The sequence below is a fragment of the Kribbella sp. NBC_01245 genome (genome assembly GCF_036226525.1).
Classification (GTDB): domain Bacteria; phylum Actinomycetota; class Actinomycetes; order Propionibacteriales; family Kribbellaceae; genus Kribbella.
On record NZ_CP108487.1, the window covers coordinates 7,110,797 to 7,131,227 of the forward strand.

The 20,431-nt window shown below is 68.4% G+C and carries 16 protein-coding genes; 9 read left to right on the forward strand and 7 right to left on the reverse strand.

Features of this window, described 5'->3' with window-relative positions:
- Positions 1-24: 24 nt before the first annotated feature.
- Together OG394_RS32560 and OG394_RS32565 are read right to left on the reverse strand one after the other, a co-directional pair.
- A complete protein-coding gene (locus OG394_RS32560) occupies positions 25-1,029 on the reverse strand; it encodes an AAA family ATPase (RefSeq protein WP_328990998.1) in 1,005 nt (334 codons plus the stop codon).
- A 111-nt stretch (positions 1,030-1,140) separates the two neighbouring features.
- A complete protein-coding gene (locus tag OG394_RS32565) occupies positions 1,141-1,671 on the reverse strand; it encodes a hypothetical protein (RefSeq protein WP_328990999.1) in 531 nt (176 codons plus the stop codon).
- Between the two features lie 108 nt (positions 1,672-1,779).
- On the opposite strand from OG394_RS32565, the gene OG394_RS32570 reads away from it, so the two are divergent.
- The 4 genes from OG394_RS32570 to OG394_RS32585 all read left to right on the forward strand — a co-directional run bounded on the left by OG394_RS32570 (position 1,780) and on the right by OG394_RS32585 (position 9,210).
- Positions 1,780-2,850, forward strand: a complete 1,071-nt coding sequence (locus OG394_RS32570; protein WP_328991000.1) for a hypothetical protein — start codon at positions 1,780-1,782, stop codon at positions 2,848-2,850.
- Positions 2,807-4,393 carry a glutamine-hydrolyzing GMP synthase gene (gene guaA / locus OG394_RS32575; protein WP_328991001.1) on the forward strand — a complete coding sequence of 529 codons (1,587 nt, stop codon included), beginning with the start codon at positions 2,807-2,809 and terminating at the stop codon, positions 4,391-4,393. The genes OG394_RS32570 and guaA overlap by 44 nt, the downstream gene beginning before the upstream one ends.
- A 240-nt stretch (positions 4,394-4,633) precedes the next feature.
- On the forward strand, positions 4,634-6,814 hold the full coding sequence (locus OG394_RS32580; protein WP_328991002.1) for a hypothetical protein: 2,181 nt from the start codon (positions 4,634-4,636) through the stop codon (positions 6,812-6,814).
- A 77-nt stretch (positions 6,815-6,891) separates the two neighbouring features.
- Positions 6,892-9,210 (forward strand): hypothetical protein, encoded by a 2,319-nt coding sequence (locus OG394_RS32585; RefSeq protein WP_328991003.1) that lies wholly within the window; start codon positions 6,892-6,894, stop codon positions 9,208-9,210.
- On the opposite strand, the gene OG394_RS32590 is transcribed toward OG394_RS32585, so the two are convergent.
- The 3 genes from OG394_RS32590 to OG394_RS32600 all read right to left on the reverse strand — a co-directional run bounded on the left by OG394_RS32590 (position 9,197) and on the right by OG394_RS32600 (position 14,256).
- Positions 9,197-11,929: a tetratricopeptide repeat protein gene (locus tag OG394_RS32590; protein WP_328991004.1), complete on the reverse strand. Its 2,733-nt coding sequence runs from the start codon at positions 11,927-11,929 to the stop codon at positions 9,197-9,199. The genes OG394_RS32585 and OG394_RS32590 overlap by 14 nt on opposite strands.
- Positions 11,930-13,741 (reverse strand): HSP90 family protein, encoded by a 1,812-nt coding sequence (locus tag OG394_RS32595; protein WP_328991005.1) that lies wholly within the window; start codon positions 13,739-13,741, stop codon positions 11,930-11,932.
- A 155-nt stretch (positions 13,742-13,896) separates the two neighbouring features.
- Positions 13,897-14,256: a cupin domain-containing protein gene (locus tag OG394_RS32600; RefSeq protein ID WP_328991006.1), complete on the reverse strand. Its 360-nt coding sequence runs from the start codon at positions 14,254-14,256 to the stop codon at positions 13,897-13,899.
- Between the two features lie 137 nt (positions 14,257-14,393).
- On the opposite strand from OG394_RS32600, the gene OG394_RS32605 reads away from it, so the two are divergent.
- Positions 14,394-15,350, forward strand: a complete 957-nt coding sequence (locus OG394_RS32605; RefSeq protein WP_328991007.1) for an endonuclease/exonuclease/phosphatase family protein — start codon at positions 14,394-14,396, stop codon at positions 15,348-15,350.
- On the opposite strand, the gene OG394_RS32610 is transcribed toward OG394_RS32605, so the two are convergent.
- Complete coding sequence (locus OG394_RS32610; protein WP_328991008.1) at positions 15,347-16,147, reverse strand: TetR/AcrR family transcriptional regulator; 801 nt, start codon at positions 16,145-16,147, stop codon at positions 15,347-15,349. The genes OG394_RS32605 and OG394_RS32610 overlap by 4 nt on opposite strands.
- Positions 16,148-16,298: 151 nt before the next feature.
- On the opposite strand from OG394_RS32610, the gene OG394_RS32615 reads away from it, so the two are divergent.
- The 3 genes from OG394_RS32615 to OG394_RS32625 all read left to right on the forward strand — a co-directional run bounded on the left by OG394_RS32615 (position 16,299) and on the right by OG394_RS32625 (position 19,044).
- Positions 16,299-17,135 carry an NmrA family NAD(P)-binding protein gene (locus OG394_RS32615; RefSeq protein ID WP_328991009.1) on the forward strand — a complete coding sequence of 279 codons (837 nt, stop codon included), beginning with the start codon at positions 16,299-16,301 and terminating at the stop codon, positions 17,133-17,135.
- Between the two features lie 54 nt (positions 17,136-17,189).
- Positions 17,190-18,278, forward strand: coding sequence for an Rv2578c family radical SAM protein (locus OG394_RS32620; RefSeq protein ID WP_328991010.1), 1,089 nt, complete (start codon positions 17,190-17,192; stop codon positions 18,276-18,278).
- A 94-nt stretch (positions 18,279-18,372) separates the two neighbouring features.
- Entirely contained in the window at positions 18,373-19,044 is a 672-nt protein-coding gene (locus OG394_RS32625; RefSeq protein ID WP_328991011.1) for an HAD family hydrolase, read from the forward strand.
- A gap of 215 nt (positions 19,045-19,259) precedes the next feature.
- Here OG394_RS32625 and map read toward each other — a convergent pair whose 3' ends face one another.
- Positions 19,260-20,027: a type I methionyl aminopeptidase gene (map, locus tag OG394_RS32630; RefSeq protein ID WP_328991012.1), complete on the reverse strand. Its 768-nt coding sequence runs from the start codon at positions 20,025-20,027 to the stop codon at positions 19,260-19,262.
- Between the two features lie 49 nt (positions 20,028-20,076).
- Between map and OG394_RS32635 the strand changes: the two genes are divergently transcribed.
- Positions 20,077-20,361 (forward strand): helix-turn-helix domain-containing protein, encoded by a 285-nt coding sequence (locus OG394_RS32635; RefSeq protein WP_328991013.1) that lies wholly within the window; start codon positions 20,077-20,079, stop codon positions 20,359-20,361.
- Positions 20,362-20,431 lie beyond the last annotated feature (70 nt).

Here is a 20,431-nt window from a genome sequence, read left to right on the forward strand (position 1 = left end):
CGCGGTCGCCACACCCGACCCACGTTAGGGGTGGTCGGTGTGGGCTAGTTCGGTGGCTAGGAGGCGGGTCAGGGCGGGCATGCGGTAGCGGCCGGGGGCGATCGGTTCGAGGAGTTGGGCGTCGGCCAGGAGTTCGAGCAGGGCCTTGCTTCGGGTTTCGGCGAAGCCGGTACGACGGGCCAGCGCGCGGGCGTCGATCCGGTAGACCTCGCGCTGGCCGATCAGCCGGAATAGCCGGGCCGCCTCGAGGCCTTCCGGTAGGCGGCGCACCAGGTGGTATCCGGCCAGCAGGCTTTCGCGGACTGAGCGTTGGCCGTCGGTGTCGTCGGTGAGTACGTCGAGGCGGCGGGCGTCGTCGCGGAGGTGGCGTACGAGTTTGGCCGACGTCCAGCGGCAAGATGCGGCGAGTTTGGCGGCGGCGATGCCGATGGCCAGCGGCAGGTAGTCGCACAACCGGACGAGCTCGCGCGCATCCGCCGCGTCGACCGGTCCGGTCCCACTGAGGTGGTGGAGGAGGGCTAGGGCGTCGGGTTCTGGCAAGGGGGCGAGGTGTAGGCGTTTTGCCTCGGGGAGTTCCAGGCGGAGGCGGCTGGTGATCAGGACCGAGCACGACGTACCGGCCGGCAGCAGGGGGAGGACTTGCGCGGTGTCGTCGGCGTTGTCCAGCACGAGTAGCAAGCGCCGACCGGCCGTTGCCGAGCGGTAGCAGGCGACGAGTTCGTCCAACCCCGTCCACGGGCGCGGATCGGCGCCGAGACTGCGAAGAAGCCGGGCCAGCACGGTCCGCGCGTCTGGCGGACGGGCGTGCAGGTCGACGTACAGCTGGCCGTCGGGATAGTGGTGCGCGACATCGCGGGCGACGTTGACGGCGAGGGCGGATTTGCCCGCGCCGGCCGGGCCGCTCACGGTGCGGAAGGCGCCCGGTACGGCCAGCTCATCGACCAGCCGATGGATCTCGCCGGACCGGCCGATCAGCTTCGGCGTCAGACCGGGCAACTCGGCCGGCCGGCGTACCCCATTGACCTGCATGGTGTCCTACCCCCAGAGACGGATGCAGAGGTCCGAGTCTGGTTCGGGGGCAGGAGGGCGGCAATCCATTCGACCGCCGTTCGCCACCCCCGGAAAACCGACCAAAAACGATCACGGTGGACGCCGACCCGCCTTCCTTGGACCACTCGCGGTAGAACGAAGACCAGACGCGACCACTCTGGGCCGGAGGAGCTGGCGGGGGGATTCGCGGCGGAAGACGGTTATGGAGTTGGTGCCGTAGGTTTTTCCGTAGATGCCGTCCTGGACGATGATCGTGTCGATCGCGCCTGTGGACACACTCAGGGTGACGCTGTCGTAACCGCCGTAGAGCATGTAGTAGCCGTCGTAGAACATCCATTGCCGCGTCTGCTTGTCCCAGCCGCGGACCCGGAAGGCGGCCCGGTTCCCGTCGTACGGGTTCTGGTCGTACAGATGGACCGTCAGGTAGTAGATCTGCCGGCGCACGTCACGGCGCCCGACGAGTTTGACGTAGGAGCCGGGCACGTTGCCCCGATAGCTCGTATCCCCATAGAAATAGCCGTTTCGCCAGTAGGCGTACGCGTTGGCGGCCAGTGCGTTCACGATTCCCAGGCCTGCGACGGAGAGGGCGGCCGTGCCGATCGAGATGCTTCTGCGCAACATGGGAACTCCCCAAAATCGACGTCAGAACCACTAACGCTAAGGGGATACGTCACTATTCGCGCCGGATGACAGGAAGGTGCCACGGCGGCAGGAGTTACTGTCTTCGGCATGACCCAATGCCCCGCCCGGTACGACGAGGAGCTCGGGTTGTGGGTCATCGCCGAGCCTCATGCGGTGCGGGAGGTGCTGCTCGATCCGGAGACGTTCCGGCCGGATAACGCGGTGCTCGCGCATACGCCATTGGCCGTCCCCGCGCTGCGGATCCTCTCGGCCGTCGGGTTCGCGCTGCCGCCCACGTTGGCGAACAACGCCGGCCCGTCGCACCGGCCGATCCGGCAGGCCGTGGCCCGGTTCTTCAGCCCGGCCCGGGTCGCCGCGGCCGAACCGTTGACCCGGCGGCTGGTGACGGAGCGCCTGACGGCCGTCCGGGCAAAGCTACAAGCAGGCGGTACGACGGACTTGGTGGCAGACGTGGCGGCGGAACCGCCCGCGTTGGTGCTACTCGACATGCTCGCGCTGACCGACGTCGACGTACCCGCGTTGAAACAGTGGAGCCGGGATTCGCTCGAGCTGTTCTGGGGTTGGCCCGACGCGGATCGTCAGGTGGAGCTCGCGCACAGTGCGGCCGCCTTCTACTGGTGGTTGCGCCAGCGGGTGATCGACGCCCGCAAGGAGCCGGGGGAGGACCTCTTCGGCGTACTCGTCGGGCTGGACCTGACCGACGAGGAGATCTGCGCCGTCGCGTACTTCCTGCTGATCGCCGGCCAGGAGACGACTAGCCAGCTGATCTCGGCCGCCTTCCACCGTTTCCTCGGTACGACGGTTGCGGATCCGGCCGAGGCGGTGGAGGAGGTCCTGCGCGAGGTCTCGTCGGTCCCGACCTGGCGCCGCGTGACCGCCGCCCCAACCGCGCAGATCCCCGAAGGCGCCGGCATTCTGCTGAGTTTGACGGGGAATGGCGGGCCTGCGGACCTGGCCTTCGGGATCGGCATTCACCGCTGTCTCGGCGCCGGACTGGCCCGGATGGAGGCCCGCGTCGCACTCGAGGCCGCCGCCGATCTCCTGCCGTCCCTAAAGCTGACCGAAGAGCCCGAGATGATCGAATTGCTCTCATTCCAGGCACCGGCCCGCCTGGATGTCGAGGTGGCACCGATACGCTTGGCCGGTGACCGCACTTGAGCATGACCTGGTACTTGTCGTCGACTTCGGGGCGCAGTACGCGCAGTTGATCGCCCGCCGTGTGCGCGAGGCCAAGGTTTACTCCGAGATCGTGCCCTCCTCGATGCCGGTCGAGGAGATGCTCGCCCGCAACCCGAAGGCGATCGTGCTGTCGGGCGGCCCCCAGTCGGTGTACGCCGAGGGCGCGCCGCGGGTCGACTCTGCCCTGTTCGAGGCGGGCGTGCCGGCGTTCGGCATCTGCTACGGCTTCCAGGCGATGGCCCAGACCCTCGGCGGCGAGGTCCGTCGTACCGGGTTGCGTGAGTTCGGCCGCACCGGCGTGACGGTGACCAGCGCGGGCACCCTGCTGAGCGGTATCCCCGCCGACCTGAACGTGTGGATGTCCCACGGCGACGCGGTGCACGCGGCCCCGGCCGGGTTCGACGTGCTGGCCGCCTCCGAGGGCGCGCCCGTCGCCGCCTTCGAGAACCTCGACCGCCGCCTCGCCGGTGTCCAGTGGCACCCCGAGGTGCTGCACTCGCAGGCCGGGCAGCAGGTGCTCGAGCACTTCCTGTACGACATCGCGGGCTGCACGGGCGACTGGACCACGGCGAACGTCGTCGACGAGCAGGTCGAGCTGATCCGCCAGCAGGTCGGCGACAAGCAGGTCCTCTGCGCGCTCTCGGGTGGTGTCGACTCCGCGGTCGCGGCGGCACTCGTGCACAAGGCGATCGGCGACCAGCTCACTTGCGTGTACGTCGACCACGGGCTGCAGCGCCTGGGCGAGTCGGACCAGGTCGAGAAGGACTACGTCGCTGCGACGGGTATCCGGCTCGAGGTGGTGGACGCCGAGGACCAGTTCCTCTCCGCGCTCGCCGACGTGACCGACCCGGAGCAGAAGCGCAAGATCGTCGGCCGCGAGTTCATCCGCACGTTCGAGGCGACGGCCCGCAAGCTCGACGCCGAGCGGCACATCGAGTTCCTGGTCCAGGGCACGCTCTACCCGGACGTGGTCGAGTCCGGCGGTGGCACCGGCACGGCCAACATCAAGTCGCACCACAACGTCGGCGGCCTGCCGGATGACCTGCAGTTCGCGCTGATCGAGCCGCTGCGGACGTTGTTCAAGGACGAGGTCCGCGAGCTCGGTCTGGCCCTGGGCCTGCCGGAGGCGATGGTCTATCGGCACCCGTTCCCGGGTCCGGGGCTCAGCATCCGCATCGTCGGTGCGGTCAGCAAGGAGCGGCTGGACATCCTCCGCGCCGCCGACCTCATCGTCCGTACCGAGATCACCGCGGCCGGGCTCGACCGCGACATCTGGCAGTTCCCGGTGGTGTTGCTGGCCGACGTGCGCTCGGTCGGCGTCCAGGGCGACGGCCGGACGTACGGCCACCCGATCGTGCTCCGCCCGGTCACCAGCGAGGACGCGATGACCGCCGACTGGGCCCGCCTGCCGTATGACGTACTCGAGAAGATCTCCACCCGGATCACCAACGAGGTCGACGAGATCAACCGCGTCACCCTCGACATCACCAGCAAGCCCCCGGGCACCATCGAGTGGGAGTAGTCCTCTACCCGGAAGCCGCCTAACAGTATTTCGGTGCAACCTTCTTGTGCTGGGGGTCATCGAGGTATTGAGGGCGCAGGTTGTGCCCTGACCAGTTTTGGAGGGGTCATGCTTCCTGGGGGATCTCGAGCTCGATGGGTACGCGCGTGGGCGGGAGCGGGGCTCGCCCTCGCTCTGGCGGCGACCGGTGCGCTTGGAACGGTCAGCGCGGTGGCGGCGGATGCGCCGGGGACGGTTGACGTGAATCGGATTCCGTCGCGGCAGCCGGAGATCGACGTGCTGGGGGCGTCCCCGGCGGGCGTGCTCTACCGCGTGATGCGCTCCTACAGCGGCGGCGATTGGAAGACGTACCTGAAGCCGACCGGCAAACCGGCCTACCAGGTTTCGACCGACTTCCAGTATCTGGCCGGCGACAAGATCTACGGCCCGCGCTTGGGATACCTCATGATCGGCAGCACGGTCACGAAGACCTGCCCGGAAGCGCTCGCGCCCGCGTACTCGTACCGCGCCGCGCAGGGATCGGCGTACACCTCCTTCGGCTGGATCTCGCGGTCGAACCAGCTGGTGACGGCTGATGCGAATGGCTGCCGCGTCACCGGCACCGTCCCGGAAATCGGCGACTACAAACTCGCCGCCGCGGACGCCACCGGCTACGTCACGATCGACAGCGAGGACGCCGACGGGCGGATGACCCTCGGCTACCACTCGTACGCCAACCCCGGCACCACCCAGCCGATCCAGACCGGCGGCCACAACCGATACGTGCATGGCTTCGACCTGGCCGGATCCGTCGTCACCTGGGCCGAGCTCGACTACAGCGACGTGAACAAGCAGCACGCGTTTGTCGTCCGCTCATCGACGACCGGTGGCGCGGCCAAAGTGACCCTGGTCGAGCGCATGGTCGACAGCACCGCGATCAACGGTACGGCGACCGGTTGGGCGGCCTGTAACTACAGCATCATCACGCGTTGCACCGCCGGGTCCATCAGCGCCGCGGGCGTGATCACCGAGGTGCTGGACAGCCGGACCGCGGCCAGTGACGGCACGCGGTTCTTCGTCGACACGTACGGCGCGAGCCCGGGCGTCGATTCGGCCACGGTCATCGACGGCAAGAGCTGGACCCGTCTCGTCACCGTCGGCCTGCTGCCCCCGCACACGTACAGCGTGGACGCAGCGGCCGGCGCCGTCGCCTATGTCGACGATCAGTCGCAAGCCGGGCAGGGCGAGCGCTTCGTGCTGGCGCGCCGGCCGGTGAGCAAGTCCGGCAACACGCTCACGCTTGGCGCGCAGAAGGTGTCCGGCAATACCGGCGAATTCCCGATCACGCGTGACGGCGACCGGACGGCGTACGAGGATGCCGCCGGCGATCTCTGGCTCACGACCGACGGTGGTACCAAGACCCGCGTCTTCGACTCGAGCGAGAAGGTCGCCGTGGCGTGGACGACCTGGCCGGCGCCGTTCAACCTGTCGGGTCATCGGCTGCTCTGGACCAAGGGCGAGTACACCGGCGAACACTGCGAGCCGTGGGGGTGCTACCCGATCTACGGCAAGGCCCGGTTGATGATGTTCGACCTGCGCACCGGCAAGAATGTCGATCTCGGCGCCACTACGCTGAGCCGGCCGGCCGCGTTGTGGGGCAACTATCTTGTCACCACCGATTCGACCAACCGGATCCTGCGCAAGGACCTCTCGACCGGTGCCGTCGTACAGGTCAAGAGTGCTGGTCCGCGGGTCACAGGGCTGGACGTCAACGGCACGATCGTCGGCTGGTCAACCTGCGCGACGGTGGGCACTGACGCCTGCGGTGTCTCCAAGATCGGCTACAAGGTCGTGTCTTCGAGTGCGCCCGCGGTCGAGCTGACGAGCGCGCACTCGAAGCGGGTCTCGCTGTCGGGCGGCCATCTCGCGTACACGATCAGCTCGGGCGCAGCGCCGTTCACCTTGAAGACGTGGCGACTCGGTACGACCACCACGACCGTGATCGGTAACGCGTACAGCTGGACCGACGAGGTGCCGTTCGAGATCCACGATGAGACGCTGGCCTGGATCGGGGTGGACCGGACCGCGCGGGCGACCCCGCTGGCAGCGTTCGGCGCACGGCCGCGCTATCTCGGAAACGCGAGTGGCGCCGCGTCGTTCGTCCCGTCGGCGGGTCAGCGCTGGTCGCCGTCGTTCCCGATCAGCAAGGCGTTGCCGACCTGCGCGATCACCATCAAGTCGGGTACGACGTTGAAGCGGTCGTTGCCTTGCGCAACAACCACTGGCATCGCCCGCGCCTCGTGGGACGGCAAGGACGCGAGTGGCCGACTCGTTGCCAAGGGCAAGTACACGTGGACCATCTCCGGCTCCGACGCTGACGGCGGCCTGCTCTGGTGGAACGGCTCCGCCAACCCGATCACCGGCACCATCACCGTCGCATAAGCCGCAACCTTTTCGGGGTGAGGGGCATCGAGGTGGGTAGGGCGCGGTTGTGTCCGGATCAGGTCTTTGGAGGGGTCATGCGCGGATCTCGATGGGTGCGGGCTTGGGCAGGCGCGGGGCTTGCTCTGGCACTGGTGGCGACGGGTGCGATGCCTGCGGGGGCTCGGGTTGAGGCGGACGCGCCTGGGACGGTGGACGTTAACCGGATTCCGTCGCGGCAGCCGGAGATCGCGGTGCTGGGGGCCTCGCCGGCCGGGGTGCTTTACCGGGTGACGCGGATCGGGCACCCGCTGGATGCCGGGCCGGGCACGTTCCTGAAGCCGACCGGCAAGCCGGCGTACAAGGTGCCGGACGAATACCAGAACTTGGCCGGCGACAAGATCTACGCGCAGCTCGCCGACGTCACGAAGTATCTGCTGATCGGCACTACCACCGAGCGGACCTGCCCCGCCGCGCTACGAGCCGCCTATCCGTACGGGGGCGCCACTGGATCGCCGTTCACGTCGTTCGGCTGGCTCTCGCACAGCAACCAGCGGGTGACCGCCGACGCGACCGGCTGCCGCGCCACGGGCGCCATCGCGCCGATCGGCAAGTACAAGATCGCGGCCGCGGACGCGACGGGCTACGTCACGATCGACAGCGAGGACATCAACGGCTACATGACCCTGGGCTACCGCTCGTACGCGACGCCCGGGACGAGCCAGCCGATCCAGACCGGCGGCTACAACCGGCACGTCTACGGCCTGGACCTCGAGGGTTCGGTCATCACCTGGGCCCACCACGACTACGCCGACAGCGAGAGGAAGAACTCGTACGTCATCCGCTCCTCGACGACCGGTGGCGCCGCCAAGGTGACCACCGTGCCGCGCCACGTCGACAGCACCGCGATCAACGGTTCGGCCGTCGGCTGGGCGGCGTGCAACTGGAGCGAGATCACGCGCTGCACCGCCGGCTCGATCAGCTCGACCGGCGTCATCACGCAGGTGCTGGACAGCCGGACCGTCGCCAGTGACGGCACCCGGTTCTTCGTCGACACGTACGGCGTGAGCCCGGGCGTCGACTCGGCCACGGTGATCGACGGCAAGAGCTGGACTCGCGTGGTCACGGTCGGCCTGCTCCCGCCGTTCACCCATGGCGTCGACGTGGCGGCGGGGAACGTCGCGTACGTCGACGACCAGGGGCCGGGCGGGGATACGTTGACCCGCCGGCCGTTCACCAAGTCCGGCAGCACGCTGACCCTTGGTGCGCAGCAGGTCTTGGGCGCGATCGGCGATCGGCAGCTCACCCGCGACGGCGACCGTACGGCGTATCTGGATGCCGTCCGGGACCTCTGGATCACCACCGACGGGGGTTTCAAGACCCGGGTCTTCGATTCGAACGAGAAGGTCTCCGTCGCGTGGATCGGCTCGGGCGCACCGTTCACCCTGTCCGGCCATCGGCTGCTCTGGGTCCGCGGTGACTACACCGGTGAGGACTGCGGGCCGTGGGGTTGTGCCCCGATCTACGGCAAGGCCCGGTTGATGGCGTTCGACATCCGCACCGGCAAGAACGTCGATCTCGGCGCCACCACCCTGACCCGGCCGGCCGCGCTGTGGGGCAACTACCTCGTCACCACGGACTCGACCAACCGGATCCTGCGCAAGGACCTTTCATCCGGTGCCGTCGTACAGGTCAAGGCGGCTGGTCCGCGGGTCACCGGGCTGGACGTCAACGGCTCGATCGTCGGCTGGTCCACCTGTGCGACGGTGGGCACTGACGTCTGTGGTGTTTCCAAGATCGGCTACAAGATCATGTCTTCGAGTGCGCCCGCGGTCGAGCTGACCAGCCTCCACTCGGCGAAGGTCGCGCTATCCGGCGGACACCTGGCCTACACGCTGGACTCGAACGACAAGTACACGTTGAAGACCTGGCGTCTCGGTACGACGACCACGACCGTGATCGGCAGCGCCTACGGCTTCGGATTGGCCCCCGCCTTCGTATCGACCGTGCCCTTCGACATGCACGACGAGACGCTGGCGTGGATCGGGATCGATCGGACGGCCCGGCTGACGCCCACGGCGGCATTCACCGCGCGGCCGCGCTACCTCGGCAACGCGAGTGGTGCCGCTTCGTTCAGTCCGTCGGCCGGGCAGCGCTGGTCGCCGGCATTCCCGATCAGCAAGGCGTTGCCGACCTGCGCGATCACAATCAAGTCGGGAACTGTCCTGAAGCGGTCGTTGCCCTGCGCAACCAGCATCGGTATCGCCAGGGCATCCTGGGACGGCAAGGACGCAGCCGGCCGACTCGTTGCCAAGGGCAAGTACACCTGGACCATCACCGGATCCGACGCCGACGGCGGCCTGCTCTGGTGGAACGGCTCGGCCAATCCGATCAGCGGCACCGTCACGGTTGGGTGAGGTCCGACTCCAGCCGATCTGCTTCGGGTCCGCGCTCGCTGGCCCGGAGCAGGTCGACCAGGATCCAGCCCGCCCGATACCAGGGGTCGGAGCCTTCCTCGGCCTCGGTGTGAACCGTGCGCAACCAGGTCTCGTCCACCGGCCCACCCCAGCTGACCACGATCAGCCGCGCGTCGATCGCCTGGTCCTCGTGCCCGGCTTGTTCGTACACGTCGGCCGCGCGCGACATCTGCTTGACCGCACCCTCGGTATCACCGCTGCGCATCGCCACCTCGGCCAAGTTGTACCAAAGGCCACCATCGTGGAACGAAGCCTGCGGATCACCACCCGGCAGTACGTCGAGCACCTGGCGGGCCTGGCCGAAAATGGCGCGGGCAGCCCCGAAGTCCTCGGTGAACATGGCCGAACGCCCGGCCCGGCGCAACGCGACGATCTGGTCGTACGGACGCTCGGCCCGCGCGTAGAGGTCGGCGGCCTGTTGCAGCGGGGCGATCGCCTCGTCGTCGCGGTTGAGCTGTTCGAGCAGCTTGCCCTCTTCCTGCCGGAGGTCGGCCAGCCAGCCCGCGTCCTCGTCGGGGGCGGCCGTCTCGATCAGGATCCGGATCTGGGTGAGGGCGGAGTCCAGCTCGCCCAGCTCGTTGTACGCGTTGGTCAGCACCTCGCGGGCCCGTGACGCCAGCGGAGCGACAGCCGGATCGTCGAGCGCGTTCAGCGCCGCCTCGGCGGTCTCGGCCGCGTCGAGGGGCCGATCGACCTCGAGATAGGCGTCGGCCAGGTCGAGCCTGGTCATCGCCGCGACCAGGCGCTGGGCGGGATCGCTGAGCAACGCGACGGCCTCGGCCAGGTCGGTGACGGCTTCGTCGGTCCGGTCCATCGCGTTCCGGATCATGCCGCGCTGCCGGTACGCCGCGGAGCGTTGCGGGTCATGCGCCGGATCGAGGTCGAGGGCGTCGATGGCCTCGGTGGTGGCGGCCTCGGCCTCGGGGAAGCTCCCGTGCATCGCGAGCAGATCGCCGTGCAGCATGGCGGCGATGACCCGGAGCGGCCGATCGCCGATGACCAGGGGCCGCGTCTGCTCGACCTCCCGCAGGGCATCCTCGTAGCGCCCACCGGCGTACAGCATCAGGGCCAGCGAGAACCGCCAGCCCGCCCGGCGCCGGGGTTCGTCGTTCGCCAGCAGCCGGCGCAACGGCTCCTCGCCGGTCGCCATCCCTTCGTCGTACTGGCCGATATCGCAGAGCAGCCGGCCGATCCGGGCCCGGGCGCGCGTCATCCGCAGCTCGTCACCGGTCCGCGCGTGCACCTCCAGGGCATCCCGCCAATGCGCGAGCGCCTGCTCGGCATCGGTGGCAGCGACCTGCAGACCGCGGAGATCCATCAGCCGCGCCTCCTGCTCGGGCGTACGCATCGAGTGCGGGACCTCGGCCTGGAAGGCGGTGCACGCGGCCGCCGACAGCTCGTTCTCGTCGTTGAACCAAGCCTCCTCGGCCTGATCCAGCAATTCCGGGCCACTCTTCAGGAGCGGCTCGGGGGTGGCGCTCAGGGCGTCGAGGCCCAGCGCAGCCTCGTGCAGGCTGAGCGCGGCTGGCTCGCGCGCGATCCGGCGCTGGTGCGCGCGTTGTGCCGTTTCCGAGAGCGGCAGGTATGACGTCCAGGGCGTTTCGGTCAACAGGCCCGCGATCCGGCGGCTCTGGTGGTCCGTGCCATTGCGCTCGTCGAATCGCTCGGCCAAGGCGGTCGCCCGCTCGGCGAATTCGGCCGCCAGGTCACTCGCCGCGACCTCCGGGTTGATCGCGCCCGCACGTCGTACGGCCAGATCGGGACCGGCGGACTCGGTCAGCAGCCGGAGCGCCGTCGAGGCCGACGCGAGGAAGTTCATCTCGGCGAAGGTGCTGGGTGGATCGTCCAGTTCCGCGAGGTGGTGCTCGATCAGCTCAACCGCCCGCACCTCGTTACCGGTCATCGCGCAGAAGCGGATGTGGTCGGCGAGGCTCTCCAGCTGGCCGGGCTGCGTGCGCAACAGCCGGTAGGCCTTGCGATGGGCGTCGACGGCTTCGGCGGCCATACCCTCCGCGACGTACGCCGGGAGCAGGCTGGTGAGGATCTTCTGGGGTTGCGTGACGCAGGCGAGTTGCTCGTTCAGGACCTGGTGGCCGAGGGCGACGGCCGCGTCGGTGCGCCCGGTGTTGATCAGGTGCTGCACCTTGTCGTTCGGGTCGCAGCCGGCGCAGTCCGACAGGTCGTCGCGCGGTGCGACGGACCAGAGCCGGAACTGCTCCTCGGCCGTCGCAGCGTCACCGATGTGGTCCGCGACGAGCCAGCGGTGCTGGTGCACGGCGTGCAGGCTGTGCCCGCCTTGTTTCCAACGGCGTTCCATGTCGTCCAGTACGGCGTACGCCCGCGCCAGCGGAACCTCGGGGAAGTCGCTCAGGGTGGACGGCACGGACTTGAAGTTCCAGAGCAACTCCCACTCGTGCTCGCCGTACCTCGCCGGGTCGGCATCGAAGTCGGTGACGCACCGGGCGAACGGGACCAGCGACTTCCGCGGTTCGCCGCCGTGCAGGTAGGCCTCGACCAGGTCGAGCCGGGCCGCGAACGCGATCTCCTGGACGCCCTCGGCCTCTGCACGACGTACTACGTTCTCCAAGGCGATCGAGCGGGCCTTGCCGTAGGGGAGGGCTACAGCGTCGTCGAGCTGCTGCTGCAGTTCCACAGTCATCTAGCGGCCATCCTTGCTTTGCGTTGGTACGGCCTGGTCTAGCAGGCCAAGAAAGGAGCGGTTGACCAGAGCCGCGTCAGCCGGACCTATCGGGTGATGGCCCTGCATGAGCGCATGCCCGTACAGGCCTTCTATGCCGAGTTTGACCAGCCCGGGATCGCCGAGGGAGGCCAAGCGCCGTACAAGCGCGCTGCGGTGATTGAGCACCAGCTGCGGCTTACTAGTCTCACGAGTATCCAGAGCGTCCAGTACTTCGGACCAGAGCGCGTCGGCCCTTTCCCGGGTACTGCGCAGCTCACTGGCGAACTGGGCCGAGCGGTCGACCAGGAAGAGCGCGGGCAGACTCGCCGGCTCGAAGGCGCGTACGACGACCTCGCAGCCGACCGCGTCCAGGGTCTGCTGGGCCAGCCGGACGAACGCCCGCAGCGCCAGCTCGGTCGACGGGTCGAGCGTGTCGAAGCTGGTCGCGAGTTCGCTCGGGTCGAACCGCCGGGTCTCGGCGCCCTCGATCACCTGCGGCAGTCGCTCGATCAGCTCGGTGTCGTACGTATAGCCCGCGTTCACGACCGGGATCTGCTGAGCCGCCGCGACCGCTGCGAGCTGGCGGAACTCCTCGACGCTCGTCGCGTACCGGATCTCGCCGTACCGCTCGAGGATCTCGGCGGCGGTCATCCGGCCGAGGTTCGTCTCGAACTGGATCCAGCGGTGCACCAGCCGGAGCATCTCGTCGTCGTGCAGCGCGAGCGCCTTCACCCCGAGGTGGTGGATGGCGAGGAACTTGTCGAGCCGCTCCGGATCGGTCGTCCCGAGCCGGACCAGCCAGCCGCGCAACTGGGTGCCGAGGGCCTCCCGGGTGGACTCGAGGTGACCGTCGTCGAAGAGCGCCTCGCGGCTCGCCGTCGGCCGGAGCTCGGAGGTGTCGACCACGCAGCGGACGAAGAACGCCCAGTCCGGCAGCAGCCCCTCGACGCTCTCCGCCAGCAGCATGCGCTTGAGGTAGACCCGATGCGTGGCGCGCTCGGTGGGATTCGCGGGATACGGCAGCACGAACGCGACGCCGGTCAGCCCCGCCTCGGGACTGCTCAGCCGGATCACGTCGAACGGCGTGAAGCCGAGCCGGTCCTGCGCGTAGCCGACCAGCTCGGCCTTTTGCCCGGGGCCGGTGCCGTCCCAAGGCGCGCGGCCGTCGGTGACGAGCTCACCGTCGACGCGGATCTCGACCGGCAGCAACGAGCCGAACAGCCGGATCAGCTCGACGACCGTGGCCGTCTTGAACCACTGCTCCGCACCCCGTCGCGCGGTCAGGGTCACGGTGGTGCCCTGGGCGTCGGCGGTCTTTTCTGGGGATTCGACGGTGTAGCGGCCGTCAGCGGTGCCGGTCCAGCGGGTCGTCTCGCCGCCTTCGCAGCGGGTCAGCACGGTGATCCGGTCCGACACCATGAACGCCGACAGCAGGCCGATCCCGAACTGGCCGAGGAATTCGTCGCGCTGGAAGCCGATCTCGTCCCGCTTGGAACTCCGCCCGATCGTGGCGAGCAGATCCCGCACCTCGTCCGGCCGCAGCCCGATCCCGGTGTCGCTGATGCTCAACTCGTCCGGCCCGGTCCGTACGTCGATCCGGCCGGGTGCCTCGGGATCCTTGGCGCGGCGGGCGGTGATCGCGTCGACCGCGTTCTGCAGCAGCTCGCGCAGGTAGACGCGTGGGCTGCTGTAGAGGTGGTTGCTGAGCAGATCGACGATCCCGCGCAGATCAACCTGAAAGTTCTCCGCCCGGGCCACATCGCTCTCGGATCGGAAGCCTTCCGCGGTCACCCGTCACCCATCCTTGTGTGCCCTACCCCGGCAGGCGCCGGTGCGACCGAACGCTACGCCATCCCCGGTCTTCCGCCCGGCTGCATCCTTTCTTTGCCGCGAGTGGTCACATCTGGTCCGCTCTGGTCCGCGCGGCAAGAAAGGGCAGCGGGTGATCAGGCGCTCGGGCCCAGGGGCTGACCGCCGGCCGGTGCGGCACCTGGGGCGGCTCCTGGGGCGGGCTCCTTCAGCTCCACGAAGATCGTGTGGGTGGGGCTGTCGCCGATGTTCTCGCCGTAATGCTCCTGGGCGTCGAGCCAGCGGGCCTCCCCGGCCTGCAGTTCGACCTCGACCTCGCGGCCGCCGACGCCGAGCTTCCGGCGGAACGAACTGAGCGTGTACATGACGCTGTCCGGGTGCTGATGGGGCTGGGTGCGATGACCGGGCTGGTCGCGATATTCCAGCACCCGCACCCGGTCATTCTCGAAGATCACCCTGTAGGCGTCGGGATTGGTCACCACCGGATCCAGGTCCATCCCGGCAACGTAACACCCAGCCGACCTCGTGGCCTGGGTGGAACACACGGCGTCAGGCATGGATGTATCGGCTGACGGTGGCTACCTTGTAACTGTCTGCGAGTGCCATTGTGCGTGCTCAAGGAGGGGGAAACGCAATGAGGGTGGGGACCTTTAATCTCAACAACCTCTTCGACCGGTGGAATTTCGCCGGGGCGCTGGAGGTGCTGGAGTCGGGTACGGCGACCGTGCCCGCGACGTACACGTTCGACGACGAGCACCGGCGACGGCTGCAACTCGATGCCCGCGGCAAGCTTTTGGTGGCCAAACCGCCCGCGGACACGTTGCGCGTCGCCGAGCGGCTGCTCGAACCCGATATCGACGTCTGGGTCGTGCAGGAGGTGGAGAACGCCGACACGCTGCGCCAGTTCAACCGGGACCATCTCGGCAACACCTATCCGCACGTGATGGTGATCGACGGCAACGACTCGACCCGGTTCATCGATATCGGCGTGCTCTCGCGCCGGCCGCTCGGCGGGATGACGAGCTGGCAGCGCGCGTTCCATCCGGACGAGCCGACGCGGCCGGTGTTCTCCCGGGATCTGGTCGAGTTCGAGATCCTCGACGACCGCGGCCGGAAGGCGGTGACCGTCTTCGGCACGCACCTGAAGTCGAAGTTCGTCGACTTCACCGCGCGTGATCCCGAGGCGGAGCGGGCCGCGGCCGACCGGTTGCGCCGCCTGCAGGCCGAGACGATCGCCCGCATCATCGCCAGCCGGACGAGTACCCGGCAGAAGTTCCTGTTGTGCGGCGACATGAACGACACGATCGACTCGCCTCAGCTCGCGGCGTTCGCCGAGCTGGGTCTGGTCGACGCCCTCGCCAATCCGGTCGAGGTGGGCACGGTCAAGACCAAGGTCGAGCTGCCGGCCAACCCGGCCTGGACGTCGACGTTCAAGGCCTCGGGGCAGCCGCGCGCCTTCGACCTGATCGACCAGATCTGGCTCAGCCCGGCCCTGGTGCCGAAGCTCGCCGGTGCGTTCATCGGCCGCCGCCGCAAACTGGCGCGCGACGGCACGGACCACGACCCGGCCTGGGTCTCCTTGGACCTCTAGGTTTTCGGCGGCTTGGGGATCAGGGCGTTGATGCCGTCGAGCAGGCGGTCGAGGCCGAAGCGGTACGAGTGCGCGGCGGCCTCGGCCGTGTTCCGGTTGAACCCGCCCGCGTGCCAGATCGCGGTCATGGCGGGATAACGCTCGACGTCGAAGTACGTCTCCCAGAGGTCGTTCCGCTCACCCCACCAGGCGTCGTTGCTCTGCCCGGTACGCCGCTCGATCCGCGCGCTGTCGGCCTGAATACCCGCGGCTCCTTCGACGTACGTCGAGATCGCGAGCGCTGCCGAGTCGACCTGGACCGGCTCGAGCCCGATGCCGGACAGGGCCGCGAGCAGGAACTCCCGTGCGTCGAGCATTCCCGGGCCGATCGGCGGCCGAATGAACGAGACCTCGCACAACCAGTCATGCCGCCCGAACATCGCCAGCGTCTGAGCGGCGTACAACTCGACCTTATCCCGCCAGCTCTCGGGTAGCTCCGGGCCGGATCGGGGGAGCTCGCGCTCCAGGTAGACCTGGTCGATCATCAGGTCCAGCAGCTCGTCCTTCGACGGGACGTAGGTGTAGAGCGTCATCGTGCCAACGCCGAGCGCTTTCGCCACCCGGCCCATCGACATCGTCGCCAGGCCCTCGCTATCGGCGAGCTCGATCGCGGCCGAGATCACCGCGTCCAGGGTCAGCGTCGGCCGCCGCCCGAGCGCGGGCTTGCCGTCGGCCGGCCGCGCGGCGGGCCGGTGGTGCCGCCAGAGCTTCGCGAGAACCCGCGCGGGCTGGCTGCCGCCACTGTGCTCGACCGTCATCGTTCCTGCTGGCTCCCGCTTCGGCGCTGGCTCACTTGTCGGGTCAGATCCTAAGCCCCTGCGGGAGTTATCGTATGCGGTACGATAATTCTGCTCGTGGTGCCCTCGGCCCGGTGCCGGTGGGACTGAGGCGACGGATGAGGAGCTTGGTGTGGGCAAGATCTTGGTGACCGGCGCGACCGGCAGTGTCGGGCGGCTCTTGGTGGACGAATTGGTCGCGGCGGGGGAGCGGCCGCGAGCCCTGACGGTGAACCCGGCGAAGGCGAACCTGCCTGCCGAAGTCGAGGTGGCGAAGGGATATCTCGGCAAACCGCAGACCCTGCCGGCGGCACTGGAACGGATCGACACGGTCTACCTGGCGCCGCTGCCGGCGACGGTGGTGGAGTTCGCGAAGCTCGCCAAGGAGGCGGGCGTTCGGCGGGTGGTGACGTTGTCGGGAGAGCCCGCGGACTATGAGGCGCAGGGCGATCCGTCGCAGTGGCACTACTACGCGATCGAGAAGGCCATTGAGGAAGCCGGGTTCGAGTGGACTCACCTGCGGCCTGGCCAGTTCATGAACAACACGCTCGACTGGGCCGACCAGATCCGCACCACCGGTACCGTCCGGGCGCCGTATCCCGGCGCGGTGCAGACGCCGATCGACCTCGGCGATATCGCGGCGGTCGCGAGCGTCGTACTGCGTGATGACGCCTTCAATGGCCGGAAGTTGCTGATGAGCGGGCCGGAAGCGATCACTCCGCCGGAGCAGGTGGCGGCGATTGGTTCGGCTCTTGGTCGGGACCTCGCTTTCGTAGAGCTGACGCATGAGCAGGCGCTGGCGGAGTGGAGCCAGCACATGCCGCCCGGTGTCGCCGAGTGGCTGCTCGACGGCTTCCGGATGATGAGCGAATACAAGTCCGAACCGGTCTCAACCGTGCCCGACCTCCTCGGCCGCCCCGCCCTCCGCTACGCCGACTGGGCCATCCGCAACGCCGCCGCCTTCCGCTAGACCGGGTGGGTGGGCCCGTTTGCGATCAGCCCGAACATGTGTTCGAATGATGGCATGAGGTGGGCGGGACAGCAAATCGACGTGGACCAGCCTGGGGCGTTGCCCGGGATGGCGTCGATCGCTGGGCTGGTGCGCTCGGTGACGACGCCGGAGTTCCGGGGCATCACCTTTCATGAGGTGCTGGCCAAGTCCGCGCTGAACAAGGTGCCGGGGCAGAGTCGGTTGCCGTTTGATTGGACTGTGAATCCCTACCGGGGCTGCAGTCATGCCTGCCGGTATTGCTTCGCCCGGCCCAGCCATCGCTACCTGGAGCTCGATCCGGGTGCCGACTTCGACCAGCAGATCGTCGTCAAGACGAATGTGGCCGACGTGTTGCGCCGTGAGTTGGCCAGACCTTCCTGGGGGCATGAGCAGGTCGCCCTCGGGACCAACACCGATCCGTATCAGCGGGCCGAGGGCCGGTATCGCCTGATGCCCGGCATCATCCAGGCGCTGGCGGAGTCGGGCACGCCGCTGTCGGTGCTGACCAAGGGCACGCTGGTCCGGCGCGACCTGGAGCTGTTGTCGTCGGCGGCCGAGCAGGTGCCGGTTGGGCTGGGCGTTTCCCTCGCCTTCGCGGCGGACGAGCTGCGCCGCGAGGTCGATCCGGGCGCGCCTTCGGTGCGGGCGCGACTCGATGTGATCCGGGAGATCCGTGCGGCCGGTCTGCCCTGCGGGGTGATGGTGGCGCCGGTGCTGCCCTGGCTGACCGATTCGGCCGAGCATCTCGACGCGCTGTTCGGCGAGCTGGCCGACGCCGGCGCGACCGGTGCCACGGTCGTCATCCTCTACCTGAGACCCGGGACTCGCGAGTGGTTCATGCAATGGCTCGGGGAGGTCCACCCCGAGCTGGTCAAGCGCTACGAGCAGCTGTATTCGCGTGGTGCCTATGTGCCCGAGAGCTATAAGCGAGCCTTCGGGGAGAAGGTCGCGCCACTGCTGCGAAAACACGGTTTCGATCAGGCCTCGCGCCATCGCGGCGATCGGCCGCATCCCGTCCGCGGGCGCTACCCGGGGCTGCCGCGAACGCATCGGCATCCCGAGCCGTCCGTGCAGCCCGCGGTGACCCATCCACCGATCCCTGAACAGGAGGCTCTCTTCTGATATCTCACATACCTGCGGTTCAGCGGTCGGCCTGGGGAGCCGGTCAGTCAGGCGGGCGGCTGTCGTTTTGCCTTGGTTGTTTAGGGTTGACCTGGTGATCAAGACGGAGCTCGACATCGCTGCCAGTCATATCGTGTGGGACTGGAATGGGACCCTGCTCAACGACAACGCCGCGGTGCTTGTCGCCGTCAACGATGTCTGCGCGGGATTCGGCCGTGCCGCGCTGACGCTGGACGAATGGCGCGGGGCCTACACGCGCCCGATGCTCAAGGCCTACGAGCGGGTCCTCGCCCGGACGGTGAGTGCGGAGGAGTGGGCGGAGATCGATCGGCTTTACCACCAGCGCTACGACGAGCAGTTCAGTACGTGTGTGCTCGCCGACGGCGTCCCCGACCTGCTCAAGGTCTGGCATGCGTCCGGGCGTACGCAATCGCTGCTGTCCATGTGGTTCCACGCGCAGCTTGTGCCGGCAATCGCCGACTTCGGTCTCAGTGACCTGTTCCAGCGGATCGACGGCCTGCGTACCGAGGTGGGCGGCGACTCCAAAACCGAACACCTCGCACACCACGTAGAAGCCCAAGGCCTCGACCCCGCGACCGTCGTACTCGTTGGTGATGTCGTGGACGACGCTCTAGCCGCCGCTGAGGTCGGCACGGCCTGCATCCTGGTCACCACCGGCGTAATGACCCGCGCAGCCCTCGAGTCCACCGGCGCCCCCGTTGTCGACTCCATCGCCGCCGCCCTCGACCTAATCCCCACCCGCTAGCCTCCCTGCCCGAGCTTTCGGACGCGAGACGTGACCTCTCGCCGAGAAGGGCTAGTGTCCTGCGCCGGAAGTTCTTCGGTGCTTTCGGTGCCCAGGCACGCACCTCACGGCACTGGCGAATCGTCCACGATGCTGGGCATCGAGGACGCTCCGCCAGCACCGCGATGCACGCACCTGAACACCGAAATCACTCGAACAACTTCCGGCGCAGGACACTAGAGGGTGGTGAGGATTTGGGGGCCGGTGGGGGTGATGGCGATGGTGTGTTCAGCGTGGGCGCCGCGGGTGCCGTCGGCGGAGCGGAGGGTCCAGCCGTCGTCGTCGATGACGTAGACGCTGGTGGCGCCGTGCCAGAACCAGGGTTCGATGGCGATGACGTGGCCGGGGCGAAGGCGGAGGCCGCGGCCGGGTTGGCCGCTGTTCGGGACGTGGGGGTCCTCGTGCATGGTGCGGCCGATGCCGTGGCCGCCGAAGTCGAGGTTGGTGCCGAGGCCGGCGGCGCGGCCGATCTTCGCGATGGCGTGGCCGATATCGCCGAGGCGGGCGCCGGGCTGGGCGGCGGCGATTCCGGCGGCGAGGGCGCGCTCGGTGGTGGCGATCAGCTCGAGGTCTTCGATCCGGGGTGTGCCGATGACGAAGCTGACGGCCGCATCGCCTGACCAGCCGTGCAGGGTGGCGCCGCAGTCGACATTCAGCAGGTCGCCGTCGGCCAGCGGTACGTCGTTCGGCAGACCGTGCAGGACGCCGTCGTTCACCGAGGTGCAGATGACGCCGCGGAACGGTGATCCGGCGAAGCCCGGCTGGTAGCCGTCGAACGGCGAGGTGGCGCCGGCCGCGGCGAGGACCTCGCGGGCGATGGCGTCCAGCTCGCGGGTGGTGACGCCGACAGCGGCCTCTTTGCGTACGGCGGCCAAGGCCTCCGCGACGATTCGCCCCGCGGCGCGCATGCGCTCGATCTCGTCGGGCGTCTTCAGCTCGACCATGACTCTCCCTGAACTAGCGTGATAGTTATACCGGTATTAGTATCATGGCATGGTCAGACCTCCTTTGAGCAGCTGGGACCGCGAGCGCGGCCGTCAGCTCGGCCGGTTGCTGCGCGAGGCCCGCGGTGATCGCAGCATGGTCGAGGTCGCGGCCGAGTGCGGCGTATCGGTCGACGCGTTGCGCAAGATCGAGACCGGCCGGGTGCCGACGCCGGCCTTGTTCACCGTTGCGGCCGTCGCCGCGACCCTGGATATCTCACTCGATGACCTGGTCGCCGCCTGCCACGGCGACGACCTGGAGCCCAGTTGGCAAGAGCCCCGCAAAGCCGTCTGATCGCCGGCGGACGGGTTCCTGTTACCGAACCCTGATCAACGGCTGCCAAACTTTCGCCGGAATGGCGGCG

Bases quoted from the DNA above. Each gene is read 5' to 3' on its own strand.
- map (WP_328991012.1), bottom strand. From the start codon at position 20,027: ATGGTCGAGCTGAAGACGCCCGACGAGATCGAGCGCATGCGCGCCGCG.
- OG394_RS32635 (WP_328991013.1), top strand. From the start codon at position 20,077: ATGGTCAGACCTCCTTTGAGCAGCTGGGACCGCGAGCGCGGCCGTCAG.
- OG394_RS32600 (WP_328991006.1), bottom strand. From the start codon at position 14,256: ATGGACCTGGATCCGGTGGTGACCAATCCCGACGCCTACAGGGTGATC.
- OG394_RS32565 (WP_328990999.1), bottom strand. From the start codon at position 1,671: ATGTTGCGCAGAAGCATCTCGATCGGCACGGCCGCCCTCTCCGTCGCA.
- guaA (WP_328991001.1), top strand. From the start codon at position 2,807: ATGTCGAGGTGGCACCGATACGCTTGGCCGGTGACCGCACTTGAGCAT.
- OG394_RS32560 (WP_328990998.1), bottom strand. From the start codon at position 1,029: ATGCAGGTCAATGGGGTACGCCGGCCGGCCGAGTTGCCCGGTCTGACG.
- OG394_RS32605 (WP_328991007.1), top strand. From the start codon at position 14,394: ATGAGGGTGGGGACCTTTAATCTCAACAACCTCTTCGACCGGTGGAAT.
- OG394_RS32620 (WP_328991010.1), top strand. From the start codon at position 17,190: ATGAGGTGGGCGGGACAGCAAATCGACGTGGACCAGCCTGGGGCGTTG.
- OG394_RS32570 (WP_328991000.1), top strand. From the start codon at position 1,780: ATGACCCAATGCCCCGCCCGGTACGACGAGGAGCTCGGGTTGTGGGTC.
- OG394_RS32585 (WP_328991003.1), top strand. From the start codon at position 6,892: ATGCGCGGATCTCGATGGGTGCGGGCTTGGGCAGGCGCGGGGCTTGCT.
- OG394_RS32610 (WP_328991008.1), bottom strand. From the start codon at position 16,147: ATGACGGTCGAGCACAGTGGCGGCAGCCAGCCCGCGCGGGTTCTCGCG.
- OG394_RS32590 (WP_328991004.1), bottom strand. From the start codon at position 11,929: ATGACTGTGGAACTGCAGCAGCAGCTCGACGACGCTGTAGCCCTCCCC.